This is a genomic window from Edaphobacter sp. (assembly GCF_035763405.1).
Lineage (GTDB): Bacteria > Acidobacteriota > Terriglobia > Terriglobales > Acidobacteriaceae > Edaphobacter.
In genome coordinates, this window is sequence record NZ_DASUBE010000027.1 from 1 (window position 1) to 25,515 (window position 25,515).

Here is a 25,515-nt window from a genome sequence, read left to right on the forward strand (position 1 = left end):
AGCCTCAGGCATCGTCACCAAACTCAATGTAGACATCAACGCCCGCGTCAAGCAGGGACAGGTACTTGCGCAGCTCGACCAGGCTGAGATTCTCGCCCAGGTCTCCGCGCAGCGCGCCCAGCTCGCCGCAGCCGAGTCCAACGCCCGCGCCGCCCAGGCCGCCATTAAATACGACAAGGTCAACGCCGAAGCGCCCGACCTGCCCATGTTCAAGAACACCTACGAGCGCGCGCTTCAGATGTCCAAAGACGGCGTCGTCTCGAAACAGTCTCTCGACGACGCCGAGCAGAAGTATCTCGCCGCGGCCAACACCCGCGACAAAGCCGTCGCTCAGATCTCCGTTGATACCTCCCGCCTCCATCAGGCCCAAGCCCAGGTACAGCAGGCCCAGGCCTCGCTCTCGCAGCTTGAGGAGCAGCTCAGCTACACCACCATCACCTCACCCATGGATGGCGTCGTCCTCTCCCGTGACGTCGAACTCGGCGACGCCGTCAGCTCCATCCTCGTCATGGGCTCCACCGCCACGCAGATCATGACCATCGGCGACACCAGCCAGGTCTACGTCGATGGCAAAGTGGACGAGTCCGACATCGCCAAGGTCTATCTCGGCCAGCCCGCCCGCATCAAGGTCGAGTCCTTCAAGGACAAGACCTTCTACGGCAAAGTCACCAAGATCTCTCCGCTCGGCGTCGAAAAAGACAACGTCACCACCTTCGAGGTCCGCGTCTCCATCGACAACCCCGGCGGCGAGCTCAAAGCCCAGATGACCGCCAACGCCGAGATCATCCTCGACGAGCACAAGAACGCCATCACCGTCCCCGAGCAGGCCGTCCTCTACGACAAAGACCGCAACGCCTCCGTCCAGGTACCCGACTCGTCGCAGAAGAAGGGCTACAAGGTCGTTGCCATCAAGGCCGGCATCTCCAACGGCACCAAAACCGAGGTCCTCTCCGGCATCAACCCCGGAGACACCGTCATCCTCCAGCAATAGCCCGGGCCAAATCATCGCATTGAGGAGAACCGCATGAAACTTCAAGTCGTCGCTCTCGCCGCCGCGCTCAGTTTCGCCGTCGCCACCGCCTCAGCAGACTCCACCTTCGACCGCACCCTCTCAACCGGCAGCACGCCCAACGTCTCTGTCTCCACCGGCTCCGGCAACATCCACCTCCACGCCGGCAGCGGCAATCAGGTCCACGTCATCGCGCACCTCCATGCCAACCACGGCTTGTTCAGCGGCGACGTGGACTCGCGCATCCAGCAGATCGTCGCCAACCCGCCCATCGTGCAAAACGGCAACGACATCACCATCGGCGAGCATCACGGCTCGAACGAACTCTACCGCAACATCTCCATCGACTACGACGTCACCGTGCCCCGAGCCTCCGCGCTCGCTCCCTCCACCGGCTCCGGCGACATCACCGTCGAAGACGCAGGCTCCAGTCTCAAGGCCAGCAGCGGCTCCGGCAATATCCATGCCAGCGGCGTTCAGGGCGCAGCCACACTCGGCACCGGCTCCGGAAACATCGACTTCCGGCAATCCGCACCCGGCGACGTCAAAGCCGAAACCGGCTCCGGCAACATCCAGCTCAGCGGCATCTCCGGCGGCCTCATCTCGCGCACGGGCTCAGGCGACATCACCATCCAGGGCCAGCCCACCTCGCAATGGAAGCTCTCCACCGGCAGCGGCTCCGTCAACCTCGCCGTCGGTCACTCGCACTTCAACCTCGACGCCAGCGCCGGCTCCGGCAACATCGACCTCGCGCAACCCATCCTCATGCAGGGCAGCCTCAACCGCCATCACGTCACCGGCCCAGTCAACGGCGGCGGCCCCACCATCAGCATCAGCACCGGTTCAGGCGACATCCGCATCAAATAGCGCCGCCCTCAAGCAATCCATCCGGGTGCCCCACCTTCGCGACGGCTTCATCGTCGCCAGGGTGGGTTGCGCGAAAAATCATTCACATCTCGTCTCCCGCCCGCCCTGCGGCAGGATTTCCAGGCAGTTTCTAAACCAGCATCACCCGTCCGCTCGCCAGGTCGTAGTATCCCGCCACAACCTTCAGGGCTCCGTCCTTCACAGCCTTGGCAACGACGGTCGAGCTCTCGCCCAGCAGCTGCGCCTGAAACCGTGCATTCGCCTTCACGGCAGCAGTCACATCGTGCTCGTTGCCGATAGCGGGCATCATGTGCTGATACAACACGCTGATCTGCCCCGGGACCTCCTGCCCTTTCATCGCCGCGCTCACCGCTCCGCACTTCGCATGGCCCAGCACCAGGATCGCCTTCACACCCAGCACCGCCACGCCATATTCAAGACTTCCGATCATCTCCGGCGTCACCATATTTCCCGCCACGCGCGCCACAAACAAGTGCCCGATGCTCTGGTCAAACACCAGCTCCACCGGCACCCGCGAATCCGCGCACGACAGCACTGCGGCAAACGGCTCCTGCTTCTCCACCGTCCCCGCCTTCAAGATCTCGAGATCGTGGTCGAACGACGACAACTTGCCCGCAACAAATCTCCCGTTGCCGGCCATCAACTCCCGCACCGCCTCATCCGGATCCAGCGGCGTCTGCGCAACTGCTCTGCCCGCCACCATCGTGCTTCCCGTTAAACCTGCTGCAGCCAGAGCCGTTACAAACTGACGCCGCGTCCACTCCACACCAGTCAACTCGCTCATACAACCTCCTCGAAAGCTGACAACGAGCTTACACCCCGCGTCCGTTATCCTTAATCAATGCCTTCAGCTTCGCCCCACGGCCTTCTCGTCTTCGACCTCGACGGCACCCTCATCGACTCACGCCAGGACCTCTGCAACTCTGTCAACGCCACCCTCGCCCACTTCCACAAACCCGCACTCCCCGACGCCGTCATCGCCACCTACATTGGCGACGGCGTCTCCATGCTCGTCCGCCGCGCCCTCGGCGACCCCGAAGGCGACCGTCACGATGAAGAATTCGTAGCCCAGGCCATCGCCTTCTTCCTCGACTACTACCGCGCTCACAAACTCGACTTCACCTACGTCTACCCCGGTGTCATCGACTCACTCGAAGCCATCCGCGCCGCCCATCCCGCACTCCCCATGGCCGTCCTCACCAACAAGCCCGTCAACCCCTCGCGCGCCATCTGCGACCACCTCGGCCTCAGCCCCTTCTTCTTCCAGAACTACGGCGGCAACAGTTTCCATACCAAAAAGCCCGACCCGCATGGCCTCCTCACCCTCATCGCCGAAGCGAGCGCCCTGACCGGAAAAACAATCACCCCCGCCGAAACCGTCATGATCGGCGACTCGCACGTCGATGTCCTCACCGCCCGCAACACCGGCGCGCGCTCCATCGGCTGCGCCTTCGGCCTGGCCCCGCAATCGCTCATCACCGTCCCACCCGACCATCTCGCCCAGTCCCCCACCGACTGGCTCCAAACCCTCAACATTGCAACAACCCCGGGTGCCCCACCTTCGCGACTGCCTCATCGTCGCTAAGGTGGGTCCGCCGACGACACACGACGATCAACGTACGTCATCTCGACCGAAGCAGCGCAGTCGTATCGCGCTGCGCAGCGGAGAGACTCCCGTATTTCACACTGACCATCACCACCCCATCTGCCCCATCCGCCTCAAAATAATTCCGCTGTACCGGTTCATCGCCTGCGGCCGTCGCCTTCGCGGATCAGGCAACACCGCAGCCAGCCGCGCCGCCTGTCCCCGGTCGATGCTGCGTGCCGAGGTCCCATAATACGAACGGCAAGCCGCTTCAACCCCATAGATACCCGGCCCAAACTCCACCTCGTTCAGGTACAACTCCAGAATCCTCTGCTTGCCCAGTACAAGCTCAGCCACCGGCACCAGCGAAGCCTCTGCCCCCTTACGCACAATCGAGCGCTCCGTCCCGAAGAACAGATTCTTCACCAGTTGCTGCGTCAGCGTAGACCCACCCCTCAGACGCTTGCCATTCAGATCGCCCTCGGCCGCGATCTCCATCGCCTGCCAGTCAAACCCGTGATGCTGATAAAACCGCGCATCCTCAGCCGCAATCACCGCATGTTGCAGGTTCGGCGAAATCTGACCAAACGGCACAAACGCATAGCGTTCACGATACGGCTTCCCCTGCATCCACGCCTGCACCCGCCGCTCCACACGCACTGCGGTCGTCGGAGGATCGATCCACCTGGCCTCCACCAGCATCGACGCGGCAAGCAGCCAAAGCAGCGCCACCCCGGCGGCAAACCACATTACAAAAACTCGCAGCCATCTCTTCCATTCCCGCAGCCAGGAGCGCATGCCCATCGTTCCAAATCATAGCCGGGCACCCCACCTCCGCGACAACCTCATCGTCGCGAAGGAGCCGCTGATTAAGTCTCCGATGTTCGACCGTCATTCTGAACGCATGTTCAACCCGTCATTCTGAGCGCATGTTAGACCGTCATTCTGAACGCATTTTCGACCGTCATTCTGAGCGCATGGTTGGCCCGTCATTCTGAGCGCAGCAGCCTGCCCTGAGCGAAGTCGAATGGGAAGAATCCCCGCATCCCTTTTCTGCGCCGATTCCTCCCATGGCCCTCCGATACTTAATCAGAGCCTCCATCAGGTGGAATCCTTCAACCACCTCCTTTGACCCGCCCCACTCCCCTTGTTACCCTTGCCGCGTCATGGCTGAGCCCACCACACCCCCTCCAACCACCTGCTGCATCATCGGCGGAGGCCCCGCCGGCATCATGCTCGGCTTCCTGCTCGCCCGCAGCGGCATCCACGTCACCGTCCTCGAAAAACACACCGACTTCTTCCGCGACTTCCGCGGCGACACCATCCACCCCTCCACGCTCGAACTCATGTATGAGCTTGGCCTGCTCGACAAGCTCCTCGCCATCCGCCACTCGCGCATCGATCACACCACCGTCACCATCGGCCACCGCACCGCCACCCTCGCCGACTTCACCCACCTGCCCACCCACGCCAAATTCGTCGCGCTCATGCCGCAGTGGGACTTCCTCAACTTTCTCGCCGCCGAAGCCGCACACTTCCCCACCTTCACCCTGCGCATGGGCTGCGAGGCCACCGGCCTCATCCAGCAAAACGGCGTCACCACCGGCGTCCTCGCCAACACACCCGAAGGCCCCGTCGAGATTCCCGCCACCCTTACCGTAGGCTGCGACGGCCGCCACGCCATCTCGCGCGACGCAGCCCATCTCAACGTCATCGACCAGGGCGTACCCATCGACGTCCTCTGGCTCCGCCTCTCGCGCAAACCATCCGACGCCGAAAGCGGCCTCGGCTACGTGAACTACGGACGTCTCATCGTCCTCATCAACCGCATCGACTACTTCCAGCTCGCCTACATCATCGCCAAAGGCAGCTTCGCGCAGATTCAGCAGCAGGGCATCGAGGCCTTCCAGCAAAGCATCACCCGCATCGTTCCCTTCCTCGCCGACCGCGTCGCCGAGATCGACTCATGGGACAAGGTCAAGCTCCTCACCGTGCAGGTCAATCATCTGGAGCGGTGGTCCTCACCCGGCCTGCTCTGCATCGGCGACGCCGCGCACGCCATGTCGCCCGTCGGCGGCATCGGCATCAACATCGCCTTGCAGGACGCAGTCGCCGCCGCCAACATCCTCACCGAAGCCCTCCACTCCAATGCCCTCACCCCGCACCACCTGCAACAGGTCCAGCACTACCGCGAAAAGGCCGTCCGCCGCACCCAGGCCTTCCAGGTCTTTGCCCACCGCATCCTCAACCGCGTCTTGAACAACCCCGGCCCGGTCACAATGCCGCTCACACTACGCATCCTCACCCGCATCCCGGGCTTCCAGCACCTCACCGCCCGCTTCATCGGCCTCGGCCTGCAACCCCAACACATCAAGACCCAACCAGCGACTCCAAAGCGTGTTGACACATTGAGAACCTAAGCACCTGCAAATTTGCATGCCATTCTGCACGCAGCAGAATAAATCCATTCGCATTGGCGGCTGAGTGTTCAAACATTCCATCGATATTGGAGCTGAAATAAACAGCCCGGCAAAGACCTGCCGGGCTTTCCATTGACCACACGAACGACACAGAACATGCCCAGCCAGTACGAAGCTGAGTCCAATGTTAAGAGACTCCAACAGGCTGCGGAAAATGCACGCTTTGTGCTTTTCGGTGGGAGCGCAGGGCTTTAGCCCTGCGAAAATCACAGCAAAATCAAGGGGCTTTAGAGGGTGCTGAAAAAGTCCGTTTTGCTTAAGGGCACAGCTTCAGCCGTGCCGCAAGTACCGCAAAATCAGCGCGGCTTTAGCCGCTGAGGTACGCTTTCTTCCCGGCGAGACACTTTTTCAGCACCCTCTTGAGCCCCGGGCCGTTCCGCACATGCTGCCGGATGGACTTTTTCCGCAGCCTCCCTAAGCCGCCGCGCCCGGCATCCTGCGCCGCCGCGTCAGGAAATAGAACATCAGCCCAATCCCGAGCAGCGTCACCATCGCCGCAAACCCCAGAATCCGCAGCACGGCCACCGTATACTTCCCCGCCGACGGCACATAGTTGCAGCAATAGATCAGCACCAGGTCCTTCAGCGTAGCAATCTTGTTATGCGAAGCGTCCACCAGCGCCAGCCGCACATCCCGCGCCGGATACTCAATCCCCGCCAGATACTCCGACATCTTCCCCTCAGGCGTAGCAAACATCACCACACTCGAATGCGCGAACTGATCCATCTTCCCATCCGGCCCCGGAGTCCTCACATAGTGAAACCCCGTCGCCTCGCTCAGCGCCGTAATCGCCGCCTGCTCGCCAGTCAGGAAATGCACACCCGCCTCAGCCGTCGGCCCACTCTGCCCCAGCGTCTGAAGAAACTCCGCCTTTGCCTTGGCCGCATCGTCAGGCTTGTCCATCGGGTCAATGCTCGCAACGACAACGTCGTAGTCCTTGCCCACCGTAAAGTCAGCGCCCTTCAACCCCACCGCCATCCCATGCAGCACCTGCGGACACAGCATCCCGCAGTGGAAATAAACCAGCGCCAGCGCCACCGGCCGCTGGTGAAAATAATCCCCCAGTGCCACCGGCTTTCCCGCCTCATCCACAAACTGCGCGCTCAGAGGCAGCGGCTGATTCAGCCGCTCCACAATTCCCGCCCCCTTCAGGTACGCGGGCATCTCCTGAGCCGTTGCCCCTAACGGCTTCCCACCCAGCCCCTGCGCAAAAGCCATCCCACCCGCAACCACCCCAAGCATTGCCGCAACTAAAGCCAACCGCACTCTCAGCCCCAAACCATCCTCCAACCAGACTCTCCATTCATGGTACGCCTCCATCGCCGGCTGCTCCATCTTTAGCATTTTGGGCAGTAGTGGAGTTTGTTTTGCTTAAGGGCACGGCTTCAGCCGTGCCGCTAACGCTGCAAAATCAACGCGGCTTTAGCCGCTGAGGTACGCTTTCTTCCCGGCGAGACACTTTTTCATCATCCTCTTTAGCCCCTGAGGTATCGTTCTCAAACTGCACCACTACCCGTTTTTGCGAAGGGTGGGAATCACTGTACTCCCCAAACATCGCCCACATCGGCTACTATGGTTGCGCACTGAAAAATCTTCCGAAGAAAACGTTATCCCGAACGAAGGACCCCAGACTCATGCGCCTCTCCTCTCTCGCTACTCTGCTCCTTGCAGCAATGCCCGCGGCCCTCATCGCCCAGACCGCCACCCTCACCATCGACACCTCCACACCCAAGGCCCACGTCAGCCCCAGCCTCTACGGCCTCATGACCGAGGAGATCAACTACTCCTACGACGGCGGCCTCTACGCCGAGTTGCTCAACAACCGCACCTTCGAGAACAACCGCTATCCCGGCCTCGCCCACTGGACCCTCGTCCAGAACGGCGATGCACGCGCCACCATCACCCCCGACAAGACCACCGGTCCCAGCGAAGCCCTCGCCCACAGCCTCAAGCTCACCGTCACCGAAGCCGACGCGCACTCCTCCGCCGGGTTCCTCAACGACGGCTACTGGGGCATCCCGCTCCGCGCCAACACCGTCTACCACAGCTCCTTCTACGCCAAATCCGACGGCAACCTCGGCCCCGTCACCATCCGCCTCGTCAACGACAACACCGGCGCAGCCGAGGCCACCGCCACCGTCGCCGCGCTGACCTCTGACTGGAAGCAGTACAGCTTCACACTCAAGACCGGAGCCATCGCCGCGTCCTCCACCAACCACTTCGAGATCACCGTCGCGCACCCCGGCACGGCCTGGTTCTCACTCGTCTCGCTCTTCCCGCCTACCTACAGGAACACGCCCAACGGCAACCGCATCGACATCATGGAAAAGCTCGCCGCCATGCATCCGGCGTTCCTCCGCTTCCCCGGCGGCAACTATCTTGAAGGCGACACCATCGCCGAACGCTTCGACTGGAAGAAGACCATCGGCCCGCTCGTGGACCGTCCCACGCACATGAGCCCCTGGCGCTATCGCTCGACCGATGGCATGGGCCTGCTCGAATTCCTCGAGTGGTGCGAAGACCTGCACATGCAGCCGCTGCTCGCCGTCTACGCCGGCTACTCGCTGCGCGGCGAACACGTCAACCCCGGCGCCGATCTTGAGCCCTATGTCCAGGACGCGCTCGACGAGATCGAATACGTCACCGGCCCCACCAGCTCCAGGTGGGGAGCCGAACGCGCCAAAGACGGCCATCCCGCCCCGTTCCACCTCTCCTACGTCGAGATCGGCAACGAGGACTGGTTCGACCGCTCCGGCAGCTACGAAGGCCGCTACGCGCAGTTCTCAAAGGCCATCAAGGCGCAGTATCCGCAGCTTCAACTCATCGCCACCATGCCCGTCAAGAGCGTCAAGCCCGACGTGGTTGACGACCACTTCTACCGCTCCGCCCAGCAGTTCTTCGAGGACGTACATCACTACGACGCCATCGACCGCAACGGCCCGAAGATCTTCGTCGGCGAGTGGGCCACGCGCGAAGGTGGCCCCACCACCAACTTCGGTGCTGCCCTGGGCGATGCGGCGTGGATGACCGGCATGGAGCGCAACAGCGACCTCATCGTCATGGCCAGCTACGCTCCGCTCTTCGTCAACGTCAACCCCGGCGGAATGCAGTGGTCCAGCGACCTCATCGGCTACGACGCGCTCCACAGCTACGGCTCGCCCAGCTACTACGCGCAGTCCATGTTCGCCGAGCACCTCGGCGACGAAATCCTCAACGCCAAACTCGACGCCTCCAACCCGCGCCTCTTCCAGTCCGTCACCTACGACTCGAAGCGCCACCACGTCATCATCAAGCTGGTCAACGCATCCTCCGCCGCGCAGGCTGTCACGATCAAGCTCGATGGAGCCAAACACGTTCAGCCCAAAGCCACCGTCGTCACCCTCGCAGGCAAGTCCACGCAGGAGACTAACTCCATCACCGACCCCACCCGCGTCACGCCCGTAACGACTGCCATCACCAACGCAGCCGCCACCTTCACCCACACCGTCCCACGCTACGCCATCCAGGTCCTCGACCTGACCGTGGAGTAGCCTCAACCTCGTTTGCATTTCCATTCCGTACCCTGAGCGAAGTCGAAGGGGAAGGAATCCGCTTTTTTCAAATTTCTCCAAAAATCTGGCGGTCGAGTTTCCGAAACCCGTCATAATAGATATAGAGACTGAAATAAAGAGCCCGGCGAATCCCCGCCGGGCTTTTCCACTTAAGGAGCGTCTTCGTTTTGAAGGGGGCGTGGCTTCAGAGGGTGCTGAAAAAGTCAGTTTTGCTTAAGGGCACGGCTTCAGACGTGCCGCTAACGCTGCAAAATCAACGCGGCTTTAGCCGCTGAGGTACGCTTTCTTCCCGGCGAGACACTTTTTCATCACCCTCTTTAGGGAACCTCTGATTAAGTCTCCAATTTTTGATCCGTCATTCTGAGCGCAGTAGCCTGCCCTGAGCGAAGTCGAATGGGAAGAATCCCCGCATTTCTTTTCTGCGCAGATTCATTCCGTGGCCCTCCGATACTTAATCAGAGCTTCCTTAGCCCCTGAGGAAATCTTCGTGGACTTATAGAATGGCACGCAACGTGCGCCGATACTCAGAGATACCCCCTACCTAACCCCTTTGTTTAAGGTATTTTAGATATGAGATAGGGGGAGGGTAGTACCTACTTCGCAGGAGCCGCCGGAGCGGCAGGCATGGTGTAGATGACCTCGCCCGGCCGCGTGTAGTGCAGCTCCTGACGAGCCTGATGCTCGATCGCATCCGGATCGGTTTTGAGCCGGTTCACATGCGCCTTCAACTGCTCATTCTCCTGCTGGAGATCGTGCATCTGCATCTGGAGCCGATGCGCCTCCTGACGCTTCTGCTGATACGCCGTCAATCCGTTCTGTCCGAAGATGACGTGGAAGCCCACCGCCAGTGCAAGCAGTCCCCCGGCAAAGGTCGCGGTCTTACGCCAGCCCACCCGCTCGCGCCACCGCGTCACCGCCGAAAGGCGGAGCGTCGCATTCGCGCGAGGTTGAGAAGAACTGGTCATCCAGTTTCAGTACAAATTTCCGGCGCACCAGCGTCAAGTGGAAATCCGAGTTCCCGCGCGCACGCATCAGCAGCAGCAACAATCCTCAGGAAAACCGCCTCGCCTGCACAATCCGCCGCACCTTGATATTCTGCTGGAGGCCCATGCATTTCCTCTTCCTCATCTCCGCCGCCTGCTTCTGTGCTCTGGTTTACGCAGCCGCCGGAATCGTCCGGCACATCCAGGCGGACATCAGCCCCAGCGCCACGCACGAGAAAGGACCCCGCACCATGCACTCCACGCTCTCCCAAACCAGCCTGGCCCAGCGGACAGAGTCGTTCACCCAGTCCCTTCCCGGCAAGGCCACACTCGCCGTCGCCGCCACCGTCTTCGTGGCCGCCTGCGCGCACATCTCCTTCCCCCTGCCCTTCACGCCGGTCCCGCTAACGCTCCAGACCTTCGCAGTCATCCTCGTTGGCCTGGCGCTCGGCCCGGTCGTGGGCTTCTCCGCCCTGGCCCTGTATCTGCTCGAAGGAGCGGCCGGGATGCCTGTCTTCAGCCCACACGGCCCCGGCGGAATCGCCCAACTCGTCGGCCCGACCGGCGGCTACCTGTTCTCCTATCCGCTGGCTGCGGCGGTGGCAGGCTGGGCCGTCCGCTCGCTGCCTCAGATGAGCCGCTTCACCCGCGCAGCCGTTGCAGGACTCGCCGCAACTGTCATCATCTTCGCCCTCGGCGCCGGCTGGATGGCCTATCTCGGCCACCTTACCGCCATCGCCGTCTGGACGCTCGCCATCGTCCCGTTTCTGCCGGGCGAGGCCGTCAAAATCGCCGCCGCCTCAGGCATCTACAGTGCGTTCCAGAGAGCAAAACGCTCCTAAACCCGACTACACTTTCACTCTGCCAAGGAACACTTTTATGACCGTCGCCAGCGCCGCAATCAAAGAAATCACCATCGCCCACAGTCCCGACTCCGATGACGCCTTCATGTTCTACGGTCTCGCCACCAACAAGGTTCGCGTCCCCGGGTACAAGTTCACCCACACGCTGACCGACATCGAGACGCTCAATCGCCGCGCCATCGACGAGGCATTCTACGACGTCACCGCCATCTCCTTTCACGCTTACCCCTACCTTCAGGACAAATACACCCTGATGGCCTGCGGCGGCAGTGTGGGCGAGGGCTACGGGCCCATGATTGTCGCGCCGCGCAAGCTCACGCTCGACCAGGTGAAGAAGACACGCATCGCTGTCCCCGGCACGCTAACCACCGCGTACCTCACGCTGAAGCTCTTCGCGCCTGAGATCGAAACCGCTGTTGTTCCCTTCGATAAAATCATCCCTGCCGTTGTCGCGGGCGAATACGAGGCTGGCCTTATCATCCACGAAGGCCAACTTACCTACGCGAACGACGGCCTCGTCAAGCTGCTGGACCTCGGCCAGTGGTGGCGCGAGCAGACCGGCCTGCCGCTGCCGCTCGGCGGCAATGCCATCCGCCGCTCGCTCGGCGACGAGACCATGCTCGCCACGACCAACGCGCTGCGCGACAGCATCCAACACGCACTGGACAACCGCGAGTCGGCGCTCGAATACGCCATGCAATTTGCCCGAGACCTGGACCCCACCATGGCCAACCGTTTTGTCGGCATGTACGTCAACGAGCGCACGCTCAATTACGGCGAAGACGGCCGCGAGGCCATCAAGAAGCTGCTCGAAATGGGCCACGAGCGCGGCATCATCCCCTTCCGCGCGAATGTGGATTTTGTAGGCTGAAGAATGCAGCTTGCGGCGCATCGCCCGCCCGCAAGCTGTGTTATTCTTAACCAGTCGGCGGAATGCGAACAGGCCAGCAACAAGGCGTGTCACCGCTCACCGCCGCTCTGCAACAACTGGACGCGTAGCTCAGCTGGTAGAGCATTCGACTCTTAATCGACTGGTCGTAGGTTCGATCCCTACCGCGTCCACCACTTCTTCCGACCTTCAAAATCGTATCTCTCCAGCTTAGAATCAGATACTTGAACATAACTGTAGAAAGGACTAGCCTACAGCCTTTCCTACACGCAGGTTGCCGAAGGAGCTGCATCGCAATGTCACGCATCGTCCGCTGTTCTCTCATCCAGACAACAAGTATTCCGCACGAAGGCAAGTCGCTAGCTGAGATCAAGCAGGCCATGATCGACAAACACGTCCCGCTCATCCGCCAGGCTGCCGCTGCAGGCGCACAGATCGTCTGCCTGCAGGAGATCTTCTACGGCCCCTACTTCTGCGCCGAGCAGACTATCCGCTGGTACGACACCACCGAGCAAATCCCCAACGGCCCCACCACACGACTCATGCAGTCGCTCGCCAAAGAGCTGCACATCGCCATCATCATGCCCATCTACGAGGTCGAAACGGAAGGCGTCTACTACAACACCGCCGCCATCATCGACAACGAGGGCCGCTATCTCGGCAAGTATCGCAAGACGCACATCCCGCATGTCGCCCCCGGCTTCTGGGAGAAGTTCTATTTTCGTCCCGGCAACCTCGGCTTCCCTGTCTTCGATCTCGGCTTCTGCAAGATCGGCGTCTACATCTGCTACGACCGCCACTTCCCCGAAGGAGCGCGGGCGCTGGGCCTGAACGGCGCGGAGATTGTTTTCAATCCATCCGCCACCGTCGCCGGACTGAGCGAATATCTCTGGAAGCTGGAGCAGCCTGCGCACGCGGCTGCGAACGGCTACTTCGTTGGCGCGATCAATCGCGTAGGCACGGAAGCGCCGTGGAACATCGGAGAGTTCTACGGTCAGAGCTACTTCTGCGATCCGCGCGGCCAGATCATCGCGCAGGCGTCGCGTGACAAAGATGAAGTTCTCACCACGGACCTCGACCTCGACAAAATCGCTGAGGTGCGCAAGACGTGGCAGTTCTACCGCGATCGCCGGCCCGACATGTACGAAGACCTCGTCAAACCCTAAAGCACAGAGGTGATGCGCGGATGCGCAAGATTACACCACAAGTCGCAGAGATAGTAGAGCGGTTTCCAGACCTGCATCCGCCGTTTGCCGCGCAGGCGGCGGTGGTCGAGTCGAACCGCTGCCTGAACTGCTTCGACGCGCCTTGCACGGCGGCCTGTCCAACGCACATTGACGTGCCTCGCTTCATCAAGAAGATTGCCACGGGCAATCTTCGCGGCTCCGCGCTCAGTATTCTCGATGCAAACGTGCTCGGCGCAAGCTGCTCACGCGTGTGCCCGGTACAGGTGCTGTGCGAAGGTGCCTGCGTGATGCATCGCTACAACAAGCAGCCCATTGCTATCGGCAGGCTGCAACGCTTCGCCATGGATGCCTTCTACGCGAGCGACGGCGTGCTGCCTCGGAAAAACGCTGAGGAGCGCCCGCAAAAGATCGCCTGTCTCGGTGCAGGCCCGGCTTCGCTCGCCGCAGCAGCCGAACTACGACAACGCGGCTATCAAGTTACCGTCTTTGACAAGCATCCGCTGCCCGGCGGCCTGAACACCTACGGAGTTGCCGAGTACAAACTGCCATTACCCGACAGCCTGCGCGAGATCAAACTCATCGAAGACCTCGGCGTGCGCTTCCGCTTCGGCGTCGAAATAGGCCGTGAGCTTTCGATCGATGAAATCGAAAGCCAGTTCGACGTCATCTTTCTTGGCATAGGACTCGGGGTCATGCACACGCTTGATATTCCCGGCGGCAACCATCCAGGTGTTATCGACGCCTTGCAGTTCATCGCCGACTACAAGACCGGACGCACCACTGGCATTCACGGCAAGGCCGTCGTCATCGGCGCGGGCAACACGGCAATCGATGCAGCCAACGCCGCGATGCGACTCGGTGCGAAGAGCGTCACGCTGCTCTACCGCCGCACGCTGGGACATATGTCCGCATTCGACTTCGAGTACGAACACGCGAAGCTGGAAGGCGTCACCTTTCACTGGCTCGCGCAGCCGGTCGCTGTCCACGCCAATGAGGACGCGCTCTCGTCCATCGAGTGTATGCGCATGGAGATTGCCGCCGATGGGAGTTTGCACTCCGTCGCAGACTCGAACTTCCATATTGATTGCAACATCGTCATTCCGGCCATCGGGCAGTCGCCGCTACTCGATTTACTTGCCCAATGCAGCGAAGTGCGCCTCGTAAACGGTCGCGTTGCAGTAGACCGCGCAACGGGTCAGACAAGCAATCCGAAATATTATGCAGGCGGCGACTGCGTGAACGGCGGCCGCGAAGTGGTCGATGCTGTCGCGGACGGAAAGCGTGTGGGCATTGCCATCGCCCGTTCATTGGAGGCCACGCATGTCTAACCCAAAGCCGGATATCTCGGTCAACTTTGCGGGCATCCACTCGCCGAACCCGTTCTGGCTCGCCTCCGCGCCGCCCACCAACTCTGGCGAGCAGGTCATGCGCGCCTTCGATGCAGGATGGGGCGGCGCGGTGTGGAAGACCATCGGCGCACAGGTAACGAACGTGTCCTCTCGCTATTCATCGATTGACTGGAGCGGCCAGCGCATGATGGGGTTCAACAACATTGAACTCATCAGCGATCGCCCACTCGAAGACAATCTCCACGAAATCACCGAGGTCAAAAAGCGTTACCCGAAGCACGCAGTCGTCGCATCGCTGATGGTTGAATCGAAGCGCGAGGCATGGCACACGATTGTGCAGCAGGCCGAAGACGCAGGTGCGGACGGACTTGAACTCAACTTTGGCTGCCCGCACGGCATGAGCGAGCGCGGCATGGGATCGGCCGTCGGCCAGGTGCCGGAGTACGCCGAGATGATTACTGCATGGGTCAAGGAGAAGGCGAAGACGCCGGTCATCGTGAAGCTCACACCCAACATCTCAGACATCCGTGCTGTAGCTCATGCCGTCAAGCGCGGAGGTGCAGACGCGCTCTCGGCGATCAACACCATCAACTCCATCACCGGCATCGACCTCGGCACGTTGATTCCTTCGCCAAATGTCGGAGGCAAGTCCTCGCACGGCGGCTACTGCGGTCCGGCGGTCAAACCTATTGCGCTCAATATGGTACATCAGGTGATGAGCGATCCTGATGCCGCGTTGCCCATCTCCGGTATCGGCGGCATCGCCACGTGGCGAGATGCGGCGGAGTTTTTTCTGCTCGGCGCGGGTACTGTACAAGTCTGCACGGCGGCTATGCACTACGGCTATCGCATCGTCGAGGACATGATCGACGGATTAAAAAACTGGATGGCTGAAAAGCACTTCGACACCGTTGAGGATTTTCGCGGCCTTACGATACCCAAAATCACAGAGTGGAAACATCTCGACCTGAACTACAAGATCGTTGCGCATATTGACGAGCAAAAGTGCATCGGCTGCGATCTCTGCTATACCGCCTGCTGGGACGGTGCGCACCAGTGCATCCATCTCGACCGTGTGAGTGGACCCATTGACGGCCATGTGGAGCTACACCGCAAGCCTGCTGAAGTAGAAGCCATGAGCAAGGCCATCATCGCCGTCACGCCCATCCCAAAGCTCGACCCACCCAAGGCCTTGCAAGAGCCATATGCGACGCCGCTGGCCCGCATTCCGCGCGTGGATGAGACAGAGTGCGTCGGCTGTAATCTCTGCTCGCTTGTCTGCCCTGTTGAAGATTGCATCACGATGATCGAAGTCAAGACGGGGCTGCCGTCGGAGTCCTGGGAAGAGCGCACCGCCGCAACACTGACAGGGAAAGGCCACTGAATGGGCATACTGATTCAGAACGGAACCGTTGTCACGGCTGAAGCCACCATCCGCGCCGATGTGTTGCTCGAAGGCAGCACAATCAAAGAAGTGCGCGCAGGCATTCCACCCGCAGAGCACACCACGGTCGATGCCGCCCAAATGCTCGTTCTTCCCGGAGGTATCGACGCGCACACGCATCTGGACATGCCATTCGGCGGCACCACGTCCGCTGACGACTTCGAGACCGGCACGCGCGCCGCAGCCATCGGCGGCACTACCACCATCGTGGACTTCGCTATCCAGGCGCGCGGAGCGAAGATGCGCGATGCGCTCGACACGTGGTGGAAGAAGGCAGAAGGCAAAGCCTGTATCGACTACGGCCTGCACATGATTGTCACCGATCTCGGCAGCGACAACGGCAAAGCCGGCTTGGACGATATGGACGAAATGGTCCGCGAAGGCGTCGCCAGCTTCAAGCTCTTCATGGCGTACCCCAATGTCCTGATGGCCGACGACGCAACGATTTTCAAGGCGCTCAAGCAGACTGCGTCGAACGGCGCACTCATCTGTATGCACGCTGAGAACGGCAGTGTCATCGACGTCATCGTGCAACAGGCGCTGGCCGAAGGCAAGACCGCGCCCATCTACCACGCGCTCACGCGGCCTACTATCGCGGAGGCCGAGGCAGTGCAGCGCGCGATCGCCATGGCAGAGATCGCAGGCGCACCCGTTTACATCGTGCATCTCTCCAGCGAAGACGCGCTTAACCAGGTGCGCGAGGCCCGCGACCGCGGCGTTCCCGCCTTCGCAGAGACCTGCCCGCAGTATCTTTTGCTCTCGCTTGAAGACAACATGCGCAACAACTCCTTTGAGGACGCGAAGTACGTCTTCACGCCGCCGCTGCGCGAAAAGAAAAATCAAGCGAGGTTGTGGGATGGCTTGAAGACCGACAATCTGCAAGTCGTCTCGACCGACCACTGCCCCTTCTGCTTCGCGGACCAGAAGACACTCGGCGCTGACGATTTTACGAAGATCCCCAACGGCGGCCCCGGCATCGAAAACCGCCTACAGTTGATTCATCATCACGGTGTCAACTCCGGGAAAATCACGCTAAACCGCTTTGTCGAGATCACCTCCACCGCGCCTGCGCGTATCTTCGGGATGTATCCGAGCAAAGGGACCATCGCAGTTGGCTCCGACGCCGACATCGTCATCTGGGATCCGCACGCCGACCACACCATCAGCGCAGCCACGCACAACATGCGCGTGGACTACTCGATGTTCGAAGGTTTCAAGGTCACAGGCAATGCTCGCCAGGTCTTCTCTCGCGGCGAACTGATCGTCGAGCACGGCAAGTTTATCGGTAAAGCAGGCCGCGGCAACTACCTCAAACGCGCGGCGCGCGGCGGAGCCTGGCGATAGCGTTCACAAACGAGGTCAATCTCTTGTCCTTGCATGAATCGACGCACGACACAACACTCTCCAACCGGGACCTTGCTCCTACCTCGCCCGCGCAGCGCACCTGGAGCACCTACAACTACATTGCTCTCTGGTTCAGCATGTCCATGGAGGTTTCCACCTACATGCTCGCGTCGTCGCTCATCGCCGGCGGCATGAACTGGAAGCAGGCGCTCGGCACCATTCTGCTCGGCAACCTCATCGTCCTCATCCCCATGCTGCTCAACGCACATGCTGGCGCGAAGTACGGCATTCCCTTTCCTGTCTTCGTGCGGGCGCCCTTCGGCCTGCGCGGCGCAAACCTGCCCGCACTACTTCGCGCCTTCGTTGCCTGTGGATGGTTCGGCATCCAGTCGTGGATCGGTGGTCAGGCCATCACTGCGATGGTGCATGTCCTCTGGCCCACGACGACTAACATGCCCAGCGTGCTGTGGGCTTGCTTCCTCGGCTTCTGGCTGCTGAACATGGTCGTCGTCTGGTGCGGCGTCGAGTCCATCCGTTTTCTGCAAAGCTACTCCGCGCCGTTTATGGTGATCATGTCCTTCACTCTGCTCATCTGGATGCTGCGCAAAGCAGGCGGCTTCGGTCCTATGCTCTCCGCGCCAAGCCAGTTCCACACGACAAGCAGCTTCCTGCACTTTTTCTTTCCGTCGCTCACCGCAATGGTCGGCTACTGGGCTACCCTCTCGCTGAACATTCCCGATTTCACGCGGTACGCCAAATCGCAGGAGTCTCAGATTGTCGGCCAGGCGTTCGGTCTGCCCGTAGCCATGACGCTCTACTGCTTCATCGGCATCGCCGTCACTTCGGCCTCAACTGTGCTCTTCGGCGCTCCCATCTGGAACCCTATCGACCTGCTCGGCCGCTTTCACCAGCCATTTGTGGCGTTTCTTGCGATGATCGCGTTGCTCGTTGCCACGCTTAACGTCAACATCGGTGCAAATGTCGTCTCGCCCTCGAACGACTTCTCGAACCTCGCGCCGCGATTAATCAGCTACCGCACAGGTGGACTCATCACCGGATTCCTCGGGCTTGCCATGATGCCCTGGAAGCTCATGTCCAGCTTCGGCAACTACATTTTTGGGTGGCTCGTCGGCTACTCCGGTCTGCTCGGTCCGGTGGCTGGCATCATGGTCGTGGACTACTTTCTCATCCGCCGCACGCGGCTGGATGTGTACTCTCTCTATCATCGCGGCGGACCCTACGAATACACGCGCGGCATCAACCCGCGCGCCATCGTCGCGCTCGCCTGCGGAGTCTTCGTTGCTCTCATCGGCCTGCTTGTCCCACCGCTGCGCTGGCTCTACGACTACGCATGGTTCGTCGGCTTCGGCACAGCGGCTATCGTCTATGTTGCCCTAATGAGCAGAGCCGCGCCTGAGTCCGAACCCACTGGCCCCATCTTGCAACGCATCGAAGCAACAGGAGGAGAAGAAGCATGACCCCCACTGCCACAGCAACCGAAGTCTCTGAAGTGAAGTCTCTTATTGAGTCGCGTTGGGCTAGTCCGAAGGGCGAGCAACACTCCATCGTCAATCCCGCCAACGGTGAGATTGTCGCAATGCTCAACTATGCAACTGCCTCCGACGTAGACCGATCCGCACGCGCCGCGCACAAGGCGTTTCTCTCCTGGCGCGAAGTTCCGGTCGTCGATCGCGTCCAGCCGCTCTACAGATTTAAGACCCTTCTCGAAAAACACGCCGACGAGATCGCCACGCTGCTCACCACTGAAAACGGCAAGGTCTTTCCCGATGCGCTCGCCGAGGTCAAGCGCGCCATCCAGATGGTTGAGGTCGCCTGTGGAATGCCGTCGCTGATGATGGGCGACTCGCTCAATGACGTCGCGCGCGGTATCGACTGCCGTACCATCCGTCAACCTATCGGCGTCTGTGCAGGTATCACGCCGTTTAACTTTCCGGCGATGGTGCCGCTCTGGATGTATCCCTTCGCCATCGCCACCGGCAACACCTTTCTGCTGAAGCCTTCGGAAAAAGTGCCACTCTCTCCGACGCGCATGGCTGAACTCTTCATCGAAGCGGGCATTCCCGAAGGAGTTTTCCAATTAGTTCACGGAGGCCGCGAAGTCGTCGAAGCATTCATCGCACACCCGCTCATCAAAGCCATCTCGTTCGTCGGATCATCGCCTATCGCAAAGCTGGTGTACAAAGAAGGCGCAGCGCAGGGCAAGCGCGTGCAGGCGCTTGGCGGCGCGAAGAATCATCTGGTCGTCATGCCTGACGCTGACCTACCAAAGACGGTTGATGCCATTCTCAGTTCTTCCTTCGGCGCTGCGGGCGAGCGTTGCCTCGCAGGAAGCGTTCTTGTTCCTGTCGGCGACGTAGCCGAACCTCTCCTCAATCTCCTTATTGAAAGGGCCAACGCGCTCCGCTTCGGTGACGGACTCGAACCCGGTATGAACGTTGGTCCGGTCATCGGTGCGGACCACCGTAAAAAAATCATCAGCTATATCGAAAAGGGTGAAGCCGAAGGCGCCATCCTGCTCTGCGACGGACGCACCAACCTCGCGCACACCAACCCCGCAGGCTCGTTCCTCGGCCCCACCATCTTCGACCATGTTAAGCCCACGATGACCATCGCGCGCGAAGAGATCTTCGGCCCGGTGCTCTCAGTCATCCGCGCCAACTCGCTGGACGAAGCGATCGACCTGGTGAACTCATCAGATTTCGGCAACACGACGACCATCTATACGCAGAGCGGCAAGTCGGCGCGTGAGTATCAGTCACGGATTGAGGTGGGCATGGTCGGTGTCAACATGGCTGTCTCTGCTCCCATGGCTTTCTTCCCCTTTGCGGGATGGAAGAATTCCTTCTTCGGTGACATCCACGCTCATGGCAAAGATGCGGTTTGGTTTTACACGGAGCAGAAGGTCCTGATGTCTCGCTGGTTCTGATATTAGGCAGCAGCGGTATTGCCGGCCACCTCTACAGCGCGCAGCAGCAGGCAGGTCACGTTGTCCACAGCGCCTGCCTGCTTGGCTACATCGATCAACCGCGCGCACACCTCCTGCAGGTCGGCTGCATTGCCCACTACTTGCGCTATCTCGGGAGCGTCCGCATACCGGGTCAGCCCGTCGGTCGTCAGCAACACCATGTCGCCGGGCTCAAGCTCGGCGTCAAACAAGTCCGGCGAGATAGATTCGCCCGTCCCCACCGCGCGCGTAATCAGCGATTGCAGTGGCGAAGCCTTTGCTGCCTCTTCCGTCATCGTCCCATTGCGCACCTGCTCGGCTAGAAACGAGTGGTCAAACGTAATCTGGTGGCAAGCGCCATGACGCAGAAAGTATGCCCGGCTGTCGCCCACGTTGGCAATCACAATCCGCCGAGCGTCGAAGCACGCCGTCACCAGAGTCGTTCCCATGCCCTGGAGCCGCGCATCGGCCTGCGCCAGTTCCAGCACGCGCGCATTGGCGTTCACAATCGCGTCGTACAGCCGCTCTTCAGCGGTTGCGCCGTCGCCCGGACTTTCACTGAACGACCGGATCACCTCAGCCACGGCCGCCGCGCTGGCAATCTCTCCTCCGGAAGCGCCGCCCATGCCATCACAGACAACGTAGATTTCACTGGCCTGATCATAGCCAAAGCTGTCCTCGTTGTTCGACCGTTTGCAGCCGACATCCGAGAGTGCCGCAACTTCCAGTGCAAGTCCCTTGTGAGCATCCATCCGGGAGATTTCTCGCTTCCGTCTTAGATCGCGCCTGCCGTGCCGCCTTTCGATGTTAGCTCACCCGCCGCACCAAATGCTCCGTCAGGAGGTACTTTTTCAAGTAGCATAGTTGCGGTCCCTCCTATGGCAGAACTATCATCGCAAGTCGTTGACGTTGAATTTACCCTCAGGGTCGGCGAAGGTCAGATCAGGGCAAAAGCGTCTGTGCCCGCCGGTGAGACGAACATCACCGCTCTGTTGCCTGTGCTCCAAAACTTTGAGGGCGCAATCCTTAACGGAGTCGTCCGTCAGGCCGAAACTACGGGTCATCCTATCTCCTGCCGAGCAGGATGCGGAGCCTGCTGCCGCCAGATGGTGCCGGTCAGCATCTTCGAGGCGCAGGCGCTCTGTGACTGGGTTCGCTCGTTACCGGAAGAACAACAACACACGCTCGAAGCCCGCTTTCACCAGACGCTCCTCAAACTCCGCGACACCGGCATCATCCAGCGCCTCGTCGAAGAGGATTGGTTCGCCGACAACGAAACTGCCAAGCACATGGCAATCGACTACTTCCATCTCGGCATTCCCTGCCCATTTCTGGTGGATGAGTCGTGCAGCATCCATCCGATCCGCCCGCTCAGTTGCCGCGAGTATCTCGTCACCTCGCCGCCTGAGTTATGCAAAGACCCCGCCATCAATGACGTGGCAGGAGTGCAGCTTCCCATCAAACTCTCGCGTGCCCTGTTCCGCATGGGCGCGGAGCTTGAGCGTGATCGTCGCGGTTGGATTCCGCTCGTCTTTCTCTTCGCCTGGATGAAAAGCGGAGCAGACCCGGGCGCGTCCTTCTCTGGCACCGGCCCGGAGGTTTTCCGTAAATTTCTGGAACATCTGGCAACGGGGTCCGCCGCAACGCCGAACCCGAAGGCCTGAAGAGGATTGCGATAGCATTTTGCTCTCGCTCCTGCTATCCTCTCCCCGTCATCGATTGCATCGTGGTGGGCGACCTGAAACGCGGGTCAGACCACGAAACAACTCCCGGCAATCGAGGATTTAGCAATGGGCCAGGCTGGGCAGTCATCCGGAAGCGTGGGTACCGGAGGCTTTGTCGTGTACGGGAGGCCATCATGGCATTTGAAATCGGTCAGCGCGTTGGCGACTATGAAATTCTTGAGCTGCTCGGCAGGGGCGGCATGGGACACGTCTACCGCGCCCGCAATATCATCTCCGACCGCATCGAGGCGATGAAGGTCCTCCTGCCCGACCTCTCCGCCGAGCGTGACCTCGCCGTTCGCTTCATCTCCGAGATCCGCACCCTCGCTGCCTTCGATCATCCCAACATCGCCCTGCTCCACACGGCGTTTCAGTCCGACAACCAGCTCATCATGGTGATGGAGTACGTCGAAGGCTACACGCTAGAGCAGCGCGCCAAACAAGGCCCCCTGTCCGTGGCCGATGTCACCGGCTATGTCTCGCAGGCGCTCTCGGCGCTCAGTTATGCGCACGCGCGCGGCGTCATCCACCGCGACATCAAACCGGCCAACCTGATGCTCACACCGCACGGCGTCGTCAAGCTCATGGACTTCGGTATCGCCAAATCGAACGTCGACATCAACCTCACACGTCCCGGCACCACTGTCGGCTCGTTCTACTACATGTCGCCCGAGCAGGTGCGCGGCTCAAACGTCGATGCGCGCTCCGACCTCTACTCCGTCGGCATTGTGCTCTACGAGTTGCTTGCGGGTCGCCGCCCCTTCGAGGGCGACTCCACTTACGGCGTGCTCAATCAGCAGTTGAACGACGCGCCGCGCCCGCCCATCGAGATCAATCCCTCGCTGCCGCCGCAGTTGAACGCCATCATCCTGACCGCGCTCGCCAAAGACCCCGCAGGCCGCTTCCAGAACGCCGACGCCTTCCGCAATGCGCTCAAGGCTTTTCGCACCGAGTCTCCTGTTGAAGCAAACGCCGCGGCAGCAGCCGTGGCAGCGCCGGTCGCGGCCCAGGCTGAATCCTCATACCAGAGCGTCTCCGCGCAGCAGCAGCCCTTCGCCAGCGTGGAGCCGCAGCAGCCGCTGCCAAAGTCTTCGCACAGCAGCAAGCCGCTCTGGATCGCCACCGGTGCGCTGGGTGCCGTCATTGCCATCGTCGCAGTTGCCATCACGGTACCCCGCATGTTGAAGACGCACGCCTCCGAGGCTGCCAACTCTGCGGCCTCCGCAAACCAGCCTGCTGCATCATCGGGGCCAAGCGCAACGCCGAAGCAGAACGCAGCCACTCCGCCTGCTACTTCTCCAACCGACTCGGGCGCGCAGGCTAACCAGCCGTCAACGCCACCCGCCGCAACTTCGCAGACGACTTTGCCCGCTGCCAGCGCATCATCCACAAACACGCCGCCACCTGCGACATCGTCTGCTGTGGTTGCAGGAGCCTCTCACGCACCGTCGGACATACGCGCCATTCACAAAGCGGTGGCTTCCATGAAGTCTGGGCTCGCATCTGCCGCTCCGCAAAACGAAGCAGTAACCCAGGCCGTTGCCCAGCCTCAAGCGGGACCACCGCAGGAGGAGATGGATCAGCTTCAAGAGCGCATGACCCGGCTTAGCGCTCGAGCCAGCACCGTGGACGAATCGCTCTCGCAGATTCGCAGCCAGCAGGCCGCGCAGGGGCTCGGACTGCGCAATGATATGGCCACCGCCGACAATCTGATGCGCTCGTACCTGCGGGCCGCCAATCGTGACATGCAATCCTCCAGACTAGCCTCGGCGGGAAGCAACATGGACAAAGCCGAAGCACAGCTCGAAGTACTCGAAAAGTTTTTGGGCAAATGAACGAATCTTACACAGGAGTCACTGCCATGCGTCGCGCAATTACCTTTCTTCTCATCCTGTTTCTCGCTGCACCACTCTTCGGACAGAAGCATCGTGTCGCAGTCATGGATTTCAACTACGGTACCGTGCAGTCAAGCGTCGCGGCCATCTTCGGCTCCGACCAGGACGTGGGCAAAGGCATCGTCGATCTGCTGATCGATCGGCTGGTCAACGACGGCACCTACCGCGTCATTGAGCGCCAAGCTCTCGATAAGATCATGGCCGAGCAGAACTTCTCCAACAGCAACCGCGCCGACCCGAACTCCGCCGCGAAGATTGGCAAACTCCTCGGCGTCGATACCATCATCGTCGGAGACATCACGCAGTTCGGCCGCGACGATCACAACACGAACGTTGGCGGTATGGGCAGCACGTTAGGCAAATACGGCCTCGGCGGCGTCGGCCTGCACAAATCCAAAGCGGTCGTCGCGGTCACGGCGCGCATGGTCGATGTCAACACCGGCGAGATTCTCGCCTCGGTCAGCGGCACTGGCGAGTCGGCCCGCTCCGGGACGAACCTGCTCGGCGGTGGCGGCTCCGGCTGGTCCTCTGGAGCAGGACATCTCGACATGGGCAGCTCAAACTTCGGCCAGACCATCCTTGGTGAAGCCGTGAAGCAGGCTGTCACGCAACTGGCAGGCGGCCTTGAAGCTGACGCTCCGAAGCTGGGCGTCGCTGCAGCTCCGGCCGCTGTTCCCGTGAGCGGACTTGTCGCCGATGCCTCCAGCAGCGACATCATCATCAACGTCGGCTCCTCGGCTGGCGTGCATGTCGGCGACAAGCTGGACGTCACCCGCGTCACCCGCGTCATCAAAGACCCCGCAACGGGCAAGCCGCTGCGCTCGATCGAAACCAAACTCGGTCAGCTCACCATTACCAGCGTAGACTCCGGTTCCGCTGTTGGTACGTTCTCAGGCTCGGGAACCATCAAGGTCGGTGACACGGTCAAGACGCCATAGCGGAGCTCGGAATGAATCCTGACATCGCAAAGGGCGCGACTGAAGCCGCGCCCTTGATTCAGATGCTTGCTCATTCGTAGCGAAGTGCCTCAATCGGATCCAGATTGGCAGCCTGTATCGCTGGAATCATCCCGCTCACCAGACCCACCACGACCAGTATCCCTGTGGCAATGACCACGCTGTGCGGCGAGATCAACAGGTGGATGTCCGCCTTCTCCGCATTGGCGGCAAGCGCACTGTAAAACTTGATGCTCCCGATCGATTTCGCCACTCCATAGGCCAACGCGATTCCGCCCGCTCCACCTACACCTGTAATCACCATGGCTTCGGATAGAAACTGAAGCAGTATATGGCGCTTCCGCGCGCCCAGAGCCTTTTCGACCCCAATCTCCTTCGTTCGCTGCTGCACGCTCACCAGCAT

At 60.8% G+C, this 25,515-nt stretch carries 23 protein-coding genes and 1 tRNA gene; 18 read left to right on the top strand and 6 right to left on the bottom strand.

Annotated features, from left to right (window positions below):
* Both VFU66_RS02480 and VFU66_RS02485 read left to right on the top strand, forming a co-directional pair.
* Positions 1 to 991: efflux RND transporter periplasmic adaptor subunit (locus VFU66_RS02480; protein ID WP_326444650.1), on the top strand; the 991-nt coding region annotated here is incomplete at its 5' end.
* Between the two features lie 33 nt (positions 992 to 1,024).
* Positions 1,025 to 1,876 (top strand): DUF4097 family beta strand repeat-containing protein, encoded by an 852-nt coding sequence (locus VFU66_RS02485; RefSeq protein WP_326444651.1) that lies wholly within the window; start codon positions 1,025 to 1,027, stop codon positions 1,874 to 1,876.
* A 130-nt stretch (positions 1,877 to 2,006) separates the two neighbouring features.
* Here VFU66_RS02485 and VFU66_RS02490 read toward each other — a convergent pair whose 3' ends face one another.
* On the bottom strand, positions 2,007 to 2,681 hold the full coding sequence (locus VFU66_RS02490; protein WP_326444652.1) for a carbonic anhydrase: 675 nt from the start codon (positions 2,679 to 2,681) through the stop codon (positions 2,007 to 2,009).
* Positions 2,682 to 2,738: 57 nt separating this feature from the next.
* Here VFU66_RS02490 and VFU66_RS02495 point away from each other — a divergent pair, with 57 nt between their 5' ends.
* Positions 2,739 to 3,482: an HAD family hydrolase gene (locus VFU66_RS02495; protein WP_326444653.1), complete on the top strand. Its 744-nt coding sequence runs from the start codon at positions 2,739 to 2,741 to the stop codon at positions 3,480 to 3,482.
* A gap of 108 nt (positions 3,483 to 3,590) precedes the next feature.
* Here VFU66_RS02495 and mtgA read toward each other — a convergent pair whose 3' ends face one another.
* Positions 3,591 to 4,232, bottom strand: coding sequence for a monofunctional biosynthetic peptidoglycan transglycosylase (gene mtgA / locus VFU66_RS02500; RefSeq protein ID WP_326444654.1), 642 nt, complete (start codon positions 4,230 to 4,232; stop codon positions 3,591 to 3,593).
* Positions 4,233 to 4,278: 46 nt separating this feature from the next.
* On the opposite strand from mtgA, the gene VFU66_RS02505 reads away from it, so the two are divergent.
* Both VFU66_RS02505 and VFU66_RS02510 read left to right on the top strand, forming a co-directional pair.
* Complete coding sequence (locus VFU66_RS02505) at positions 4,279 to 4,407, top strand: hypothetical protein (RefSeq protein ID WP_326444655.1); 129 nt, start codon at positions 4,279 to 4,281, stop codon at positions 4,405 to 4,407.
* 241 nt (positions 4,408 to 4,648) lie between these two features.
* The gene (locus VFU66_RS02510) at positions 4,649 to 5,902 is read left to right on the top strand and encodes an FAD-dependent oxidoreductase (RefSeq protein WP_326444656.1); all 1,254 of its coding nucleotides are present in this window, start codon (positions 4,649 to 4,651) and stop codon (positions 5,900 to 5,902) included.
* Positions 5,903 to 6,376: 474 nt separating this feature from the next.
* Here the strand turns inward: VFU66_RS02510 and VFU66_RS02515 are convergent, their stop codons facing one another.
* On the bottom strand, positions 6,377 to 7,240 hold the full coding sequence (locus VFU66_RS02515; protein WP_326444657.1) for an SCO family protein: 864 nt from the start codon (positions 7,238 to 7,240) through the stop codon (positions 6,377 to 6,379).
* 356 nt (positions 7,241 to 7,596) lie between these two features.
* Here VFU66_RS02515 and VFU66_RS02520 point away from each other — a divergent pair, with 356 nt between their 5' ends.
* Complete coding sequence (locus tag VFU66_RS02520) at positions 7,597 to 9,492, top strand: alpha-L-arabinofuranosidase family protein (RefSeq protein WP_326444658.1); 1,896 nt, start codon at positions 7,597 to 7,599, stop codon at positions 9,490 to 9,492.
* A gap of 614 nt (positions 9,493 to 10,106) precedes the next feature.
* Here the strand turns inward: VFU66_RS02520 and VFU66_RS02525 are convergent.
* Entirely contained in the window at positions 10,107 to 10,478 is a 372-nt protein-coding gene (locus tag VFU66_RS02525; protein ID WP_326444659.1) for an FtsB family cell division protein, read from the bottom strand.
* A 143-nt stretch (positions 10,479 to 10,621) separates the two neighbouring features.
* Between VFU66_RS02525 and VFU66_RS02530 the strand changes: the two genes are divergently transcribed.
* The 9 genes from VFU66_RS02530 to VFU66_RS02570 all read left to right on the top strand — a co-directional run bounded on the left by VFU66_RS02530 (position 10,622) and on the right by VFU66_RS02570 (position 20,519).
* Complete coding sequence (locus VFU66_RS02530; protein ID WP_326444660.1) at positions 10,622 to 11,338, top strand: biotin transporter BioY; 717 nt, start codon at positions 10,622 to 10,624, stop codon at positions 11,336 to 11,338.
* A gap of 37 nt (positions 11,339 to 11,375) precedes the next feature.
* Complete coding sequence (locus tag VFU66_RS02535) at positions 11,376 to 12,230, top strand: menaquinone biosynthesis family protein (RefSeq protein ID WP_326444661.1); 855 nt, start codon at positions 11,376 to 11,378, stop codon at positions 12,228 to 12,230.
* Between the two features lie 118 nt (positions 12,231 to 12,348).
* Positions 12,349 to 12,424, top strand: a tRNA-Lys gene (locus VFU66_RS02540).
* A 120-nt stretch (positions 12,425 to 12,544) separates the two neighbouring features.
* A complete protein-coding gene (locus VFU66_RS02545) occupies positions 12,545 to 13,414 on the top strand; it encodes a nitrilase-related carbon-nitrogen hydrolase (RefSeq protein ID WP_326444662.1) in 870 nt (289 codons plus the stop codon).
* A 20-nt stretch (positions 13,415 to 13,434) separates the two neighbouring features.
* The gene (locus VFU66_RS02550) at positions 13,435 to 14,763 is read left to right on the top strand and encodes an NAD(P)-dependent oxidoreductase (RefSeq protein ID WP_326444663.1); all 1,329 of its coding nucleotides are present in this window, start codon (positions 13,435 to 13,437) and stop codon (positions 14,761 to 14,763) included.
* Entirely contained in the window at positions 14,756 to 16,168 is a 1,413-nt protein-coding gene (preA, locus tag VFU66_RS02555) for an NAD-dependent dihydropyrimidine dehydrogenase subunit PreA (RefSeq protein WP_326444664.1), read from the top strand. Before VFU66_RS02550 ends, preA begins: the two co-directional genes overlap by 8 nt.
* Positions 16,169 to 17,572, top strand: coding sequence for a dihydropyrimidinase (gene hydA, locus VFU66_RS02560; RefSeq protein WP_326444665.1), 1,404 nt, complete (start codon positions 16,169 to 16,171; stop codon positions 17,570 to 17,572).
* Positions 17,573 to 17,595: 23 nt separating this feature from the next.
* Positions 17,596 to 19,050 carry an NCS1 family nucleobase:cation symporter-1 gene (locus VFU66_RS02565; protein WP_326444666.1) on the top strand — a complete coding sequence of 485 codons (1,455 nt, stop codon included), beginning with the start codon at positions 17,596 to 17,598 and terminating at the stop codon, positions 19,048 to 19,050.
* Positions 19,047 to 20,519 (top strand): CoA-acylating methylmalonate-semialdehyde dehydrogenase, encoded by a 1,473-nt coding sequence (locus tag VFU66_RS02570; protein ID WP_326444667.1) that lies wholly within the window; start codon positions 19,047 to 19,049, stop codon positions 20,517 to 20,519. Before VFU66_RS02565 ends, VFU66_RS02570 begins: the two co-directional genes overlap by 4 nt.
* Positions 20,520 to 20,521: 2 nt before the next feature.
* Here the strand turns inward: VFU66_RS02570 and VFU66_RS02575 are convergent, their stop codons facing one another.
* Positions 20,522 to 21,289: a Stp1/IreP family PP2C-type Ser/Thr phosphatase gene (locus VFU66_RS02575; RefSeq protein ID WP_326444668.1), complete on the bottom strand. Its 768-nt coding sequence runs from the start codon at positions 21,287 to 21,289 to the stop codon at positions 20,522 to 20,524.
* Positions 21,290 to 21,496: 207 nt separating this feature from the next.
* Here VFU66_RS02575 and VFU66_RS02580 point away from each other — a divergent pair, with 207 nt between their 5' ends.
* From VFU66_RS02580 to VFU66_RS02590, 3 genes are all read left to right on the top strand, one after another.
* The gene (locus tag VFU66_RS02580; RefSeq protein ID WP_326444669.1) at positions 21,497 to 22,201 is read left to right on the top strand and encodes a YkgJ family cysteine cluster protein; all 705 of its coding nucleotides are present in this window, start codon (positions 21,497 to 21,499) and stop codon (positions 22,199 to 22,201) included.
* Positions 22,202 to 22,395: 194 nt separating this feature from the next.
* Positions 22,396 to 24,096, top strand: a complete 1,701-nt coding sequence (locus VFU66_RS02585) for a serine/threonine-protein kinase (protein ID WP_326444670.1) — start codon at positions 22,396 to 22,398, stop codon at positions 24,094 to 24,096.
* A gap of 26 nt (positions 24,097 to 24,122) precedes the next feature.
* Positions 24,123 to 25,094: a CsgG/HfaB family protein gene (locus VFU66_RS02590; protein WP_326444671.1), complete on the top strand. Its 972-nt coding sequence runs from the start codon at positions 24,123 to 24,125 to the stop codon at positions 25,092 to 25,094.
* A 70-nt stretch (positions 25,095 to 25,164) separates the two neighbouring features.
* On the opposite strand, the gene VFU66_RS02595 is transcribed toward VFU66_RS02590, so the two are convergent.
* Positions 25,165 to 25,515: ABC transporter permease (locus VFU66_RS02595; protein ID WP_326444672.1), on the bottom strand; the 351-nt coding region annotated here is incomplete at its 5' end.

What these genes read in the sequence shown, in the direction of transcription:
- VFU66_RS02485 (WP_326444651.1), top strand. Translation starts at nt 1,025, where the DNA reads ATGAAACTTCAAGTCGTCGCTCTCGCCGCCGCGCTCAGTTTCGCCGTC.
- VFU66_RS02490 (WP_326444652.1), bottom strand. Translation starts at nt 2,681, where the DNA reads ATGAGCGAGTTGACTGGTGTGGAGTGGACGCGGCGTCAGTTTGTAACG.
- VFU66_RS02495 (WP_326444653.1), top strand. Translation starts at nt 2,739, where the DNA reads ATGCCTTCAGCTTCGCCCCACGGCCTTCTCGTCTTCGACCTCGACGGC.
- mtgA (WP_326444654.1), bottom strand. Translation starts at nt 4,232, where the DNA reads ATGTGGTTTGCCGCCGGGGTGGCGCTGCTTTGGCTGCTTGCCGCGTCG.
- VFU66_RS02505 (WP_326444655.1), top strand. Translation starts at nt 4,279, where the DNA reads ATGCCCATCGTTCCAAATCATAGCCGGGCACCCCACCTCCGCGACAAC.
- VFU66_RS02510 (WP_326444656.1), top strand. Translation starts at nt 4,649, where the DNA reads ATGGCTGAGCCCACCACACCCCCTCCAACCACCTGCTGCATCATCGGC.
- VFU66_RS02520 (WP_326444658.1), top strand. Translation starts at nt 7,597, where the DNA reads ATGCGCCTCTCCTCTCTCGCTACTCTGCTCCTTGCAGCAATGCCCGCG.
- VFU66_RS02525 (WP_326444659.1), bottom strand. Translation starts at nt 10,478, where the DNA reads ATGACCAGTTCTTCTCAACCTCGCGCGAATGCGACGCTCCGCCTTTCG.
- VFU66_RS02530 (WP_326444660.1), top strand. Translation starts at nt 10,622, where the DNA reads ATGCATTTCCTCTTCCTCATCTCCGCCGCCTGCTTCTGTGCTCTGGTT.
- VFU66_RS02535 (WP_326444661.1), top strand. Translation starts at nt 11,376, where the DNA reads ATGACCGTCGCCAGCGCCGCAATCAAAGAAATCACCATCGCCCACAGT.
- VFU66_RS02545 (WP_326444662.1), top strand. Translation starts at nt 12,545, where the DNA reads ATGTCACGCATCGTCCGCTGTTCTCTCATCCAGACAACAAGTATTCCG.
- VFU66_RS02550 (WP_326444663.1), top strand. Translation starts at nt 13,435, where the DNA reads ATGCGCAAGATTACACCACAAGTCGCAGAGATAGTAGAGCGGTTTCCA.
- preA (WP_326444664.1), top strand. Translation starts at nt 14,756, where the DNA reads ATGTCTAACCCAAAGCCGGATATCTCGGTCAACTTTGCGGGCATCCAC.
- hydA (WP_326444665.1), top strand. Translation starts at nt 16,169, where the DNA reads ATGGGCATACTGATTCAGAACGGAACCGTTGTCACGGCTGAAGCCACC.
- VFU66_RS02570 (WP_326444667.1), top strand. Translation starts at nt 19,047, where the DNA reads ATGACCCCCACTGCCACAGCAACCGAAGTCTCTGAAGTGAAGTCTCTT.
- VFU66_RS02575 (WP_326444668.1), bottom strand. Translation starts at nt 21,289, where the DNA reads ATGGATGCTCACAAGGGACTTGCACTGGAAGTTGCGGCACTCTCGGAT.
- VFU66_RS02585 (WP_326444670.1), top strand. Translation starts at nt 22,396, where the DNA reads ATGGCATTTGAAATCGGTCAGCGCGTTGGCGACTATGAAATTCTTGAG.
- VFU66_RS02590 (WP_326444671.1), top strand. Translation starts at nt 24,123, where the DNA reads ATGCGTCGCGCAATTACCTTTCTTCTCATCCTGTTTCTCGCTGCACCA.